This window comes from Bradyrhizobium sp. (genome assembly GCF_035570375.1).
Taxonomy (GTDB): domain Bacteria; phylum Pseudomonadota; class Alphaproteobacteria; order Rhizobiales; family Xanthobacteraceae; genus Bradyrhizobium.
Map to the genome: position 1 here is coordinate 1 of NZ_DATMLW010000063.1, position 3,021 is coordinate 3,021.

The window sequence follows — 3,021 nt, forward strand, 5'->3', positions numbered from 1 at the left end:
TACCGGGGCACGCTGAGCATTGGAGATTGACACAAGCGGCATCATCCCGAACTCGCGTATCAGAGGCGGGACGTGCGGCAGATCGAGACGTCCATGCATCGTCGTCACTGTCTTGTTCCAGCAATGCGCGAAGAGTGGAAAATGGAGGAAGTCGGTATGAAAGTGGATAATGTCGAATGCATCCGCACTTTGCGCCACCCGGTTTAGCTGTGCCAAGTGATGTGGGAGGGGATCTTTGCATTTAGGATCGAGGCGCAGCGCCTGTTCACAGCACGCCTGCAAGTCAGCATTGGTTTGCGAGTCGGCGCTCGCGAACAGCGTGACCTCGTGCCCTTGGCAAACTAACTCTTCTGTCAAATGCGACACGACACGCTCAGTGCCGCCGTAAAGTCGTGGTGGGCAACTTTCGTATAAAGGACATACTTGTGCGATTTTCATATACGTCGGGTCCTGATCTGTTTGCTGGCCCTTTAAGATCCAGCCTTTCTCCTCGGCTTCGATATCCATCCCCGCCGGAGCGGTCGCCTTGACCAGCATCAGGTTCCTGAAGTTTTGTATAAATTAAGATGGCCATGGCCAGGCCGACGCGAAGGTAGCGCGAGATCGTGGCCGACCGGCGCTATAGGCTTGACCGGGTGCGCAATTGCCGCGTCGAGTGCGTCGTCCTGCAAGATTGAAGTCTTATTCAATGGGCCATCAGGACCGGTACATTCATATCCCGCAAAATGTCCCGGGTGACGCCTCCCAGGATGATTTCGCGGAAACGCGAATGGCTGTAAGCACCCATGACCAAGAGATCGGCATCGAGTTCGGCCACGTGGGTAAGTATCGTATCGGAGACCGCTAGGGTGGCGAGGTCGTGCCGAATCATCTGGGTCTTGGCGTTCAGCCCATGCCGTCCGAGATGAGCAACCAAGTCTTGCGCGAGTTCGACATCGGCGAGTTCATCGTCGGGATCGACTAAGAGGACAGTGACGGCACTCGACGCGCTCATAAAGGGCAGGGCGTCCTGCACTGCCCGGCTGGCTTCGCGGCTGCCGTTCCACGCGATCAACACATTCTCGCCGATGCGGTCTGGCCGGCGGCCGGCATAGGGCACGACCAACACCGGTCGGCTGCAAGAAAGGACCACATCTTCCGGATGGTACAATCCGGTGTCGTGATCCGGAATGCGTTGCCCCAGGATCACGAGATCCGCACAGTGCGCCCATCTGGTCACAACCGATTCAGTCAACCCGATCGCCATGTGCCACTCGCCCAGAAGGGACTCGTTCAGCAGCATCTTTTGGAATTTTTCGCCGACCGCAGTCGCATCTTCCGGAACCACACCGATCAGATAAGCTTCAAAACGATGGGCCAGGCGGAAAGCGATATCGAGGCGTTCGGCGGAGATTGCTGTGGGGTCGGCATAGACCAGGATATCGCTGATGGCCATGGTACTAGCTCCGAGTTGGATGGGATCGCCTCAGGCCGGTTACCGGGACCTCTGCCTGGCAACCCCGACGAAAGCCGGACGGATCAGCCGTTCGTGGTACGCATAGCCGGGCAGAACCATTTGGCCGATGGTGCCGGGCTCGTACTGGCTGTTCTCTACTTCGAACATCGCCTGGTGTTGGTTTGGGTCGAACGGCTCGCCGAGCGCAGGCTCGATGCGTCTGATGCCATGCTTCTCGAAAGTGTCTTGCAGGGCTCGTTCGCTGGCGGCGACCCCGGCCAGCAGGTTCCGAAGCGCCTCGTTTTTATCTGGCAGACCAGGTGGCACACTTTGCAGCGCACGAGACAAATTGTCGGCCGTCTGCAGGAGATCCTTTATCAGCTGCGTAGCCGCGAACCGCACTGCATCGTCGCGCTCGCGCTCGAGGCGGCGCCGGAAGTTCTGTTGTTCGGCCAGTACGCGCAGCAGCTGCTCCTTAAGCGCTGCCGGATCCTCCTCGGAAGGGCCGGCAGGCTCCTCTCCCGCCTCTTTTGGCGGAGCGCGTTCGCCAGTGACGGGTGTCGATGAAGAGTCGGCCGCGGCTTGCTCTGGGACGTCGCTCGGCTGAGCCGATGCGGACTCCTCGGGTGCGCGTGGCTTTTCCGCCGTGTCCCCGCCCGGGACATCGGCTCTGTTTTCTGATGGGGTCATGGATCACGCAAACTCAAACGCCGCGAGGCACTGCACCAGAAGGCGCCAGGGCGTGATGCCGCCGCCCATGCAGCCGGAAGGCGAGCACCAACATCGCTATACCGAAGATCAGCGCGTATGCGGCGATCCACCAGGTCAGCACCACGGCCCCGATCAATGGCCAGATGATCAGAAGGAAGCCCCAGATCAGAGAGACTGCCCCGGCGAGCGCCATAAGCCATCGGCCATGCGGTATGTTGAGGCGGAAGCTTGCGCCGAACAGCAGCGCTCCTGTGACAATCGCCCATGCGCCCATCAGGAAAACAAACGCGACGATCGTTATCACCGGCCAGATGACGGCGATGCCGCCCGCGATGAAGTCGAGAATGCCCTCGAAGATCAGCCATCCCCAGCGCTCGTGCCGCTGTGCCGCCCTGACCCCGGCAATAATCGCGAATACGCCGTCGACCAGCATGTAAGCAGCAAACAACAGCACGAATGCGAGCAGCGCCGCGCCGGGCATGAGCAGCGCAATGATGCCGAAAATGATAGCGAACACTCCACGCAATGCGATTGCCCACCAGTTTTGCGCCAACAGGTTGCTCATCGCATGGTCGCTGGCGGGCCAGCCGGGCGTCGTGCCCACTCGGTCGTCCATCGTCATACCGATTTCTCCATAAATACTGGCGTCGGGCGCGCTCAGGAAGCGCGGCGTTTGGGGTCATCGACGTCTTCGAATTCGGCGTCGACGACGCGCTCGTCAGCCGGCCCGGCGCTTCCGCCGGAGCCCCTGTCCGTTTGGGCCGACCGCTGTACCGCTTCGCCTATCCGCATTGCCGCTCTGGAAAGCGCCTCGGTGCCTTGCCTGATCCGCCCGGCATCATCACTGGTCATTGCGGTCCGCAATGCGGCGATTG

At 60.4% G+C, this 3,021-nt stretch carries 4 protein-coding genes and 1 pseudogene; all 5 read right to left on the reverse strand.

Translation table 11 applies throughout. From position 1 onward, the window contains the following. Positions 1-438, reverse strand: a 438-nt coding sequence (locus VNX23_RS07055) for a glycosyltransferase (RefSeq protein WP_325628500.1), incomplete at its 3' end; no start/stop codon positions are given. Between the two features lie 247 nt (positions 439-685). Next, a complete protein-coding gene (locus VNX23_RS07060; protein WP_325628494.1) occupies positions 686-1,435 on the reverse strand; it encodes a universal stress protein in 750 nt (249 codons plus the stop codon). Between the two features lie 39 nt (positions 1,436-1,474). Beyond that, the gene (locus VNX23_RS07065; RefSeq protein WP_325628496.1) at positions 1,475-2,125 is read right to left on the reverse strand and encodes a nucleotide exchange factor GrpE; all 651 of its coding nucleotides are present in this window, start codon (positions 2,123-2,125) and stop codon (positions 1,475-1,477) included. A 13-nt stretch (positions 2,126-2,138) separates the two neighbouring features. Then, positions 2,139-2,762, reverse strand: coding sequence for an HdeD family acid-resistance protein (locus VNX23_RS07070; protein ID WP_325628498.1), 624 nt, complete (start codon positions 2,760-2,762; stop codon positions 2,139-2,141). Positions 2,763-2,803: 41 nt separating this feature from the next. Then, positions 2,804-3,021, reverse strand: a pseudogene (gene dnaK, locus VNX23_RS07075) (molecular chaperone DnaK); the annotation flags it as partial.

Bases quoted from the DNA above. Each gene is read 5' to 3' on its own strand.
- VNX23_RS07070 (WP_325628498.1), bottom strand. From the start codon at position 2,762: ATGGACGACCGAGTGGGCACGACGCCCGGCTGGCCCGCCAGCGACCAT.
- VNX23_RS07060 (WP_325628494.1), bottom strand. From the start codon at position 1,435: ATGGCCATCAGCGATATCCTGGTCTATGCCGACCCCACAGCAATCTCC.
- VNX23_RS07065 (WP_325628496.1), bottom strand. From the start codon at position 2,125: ATGACCCCATCAGAAAACAGAGCCGATGTCCCGGGCGGGGACACGGCG.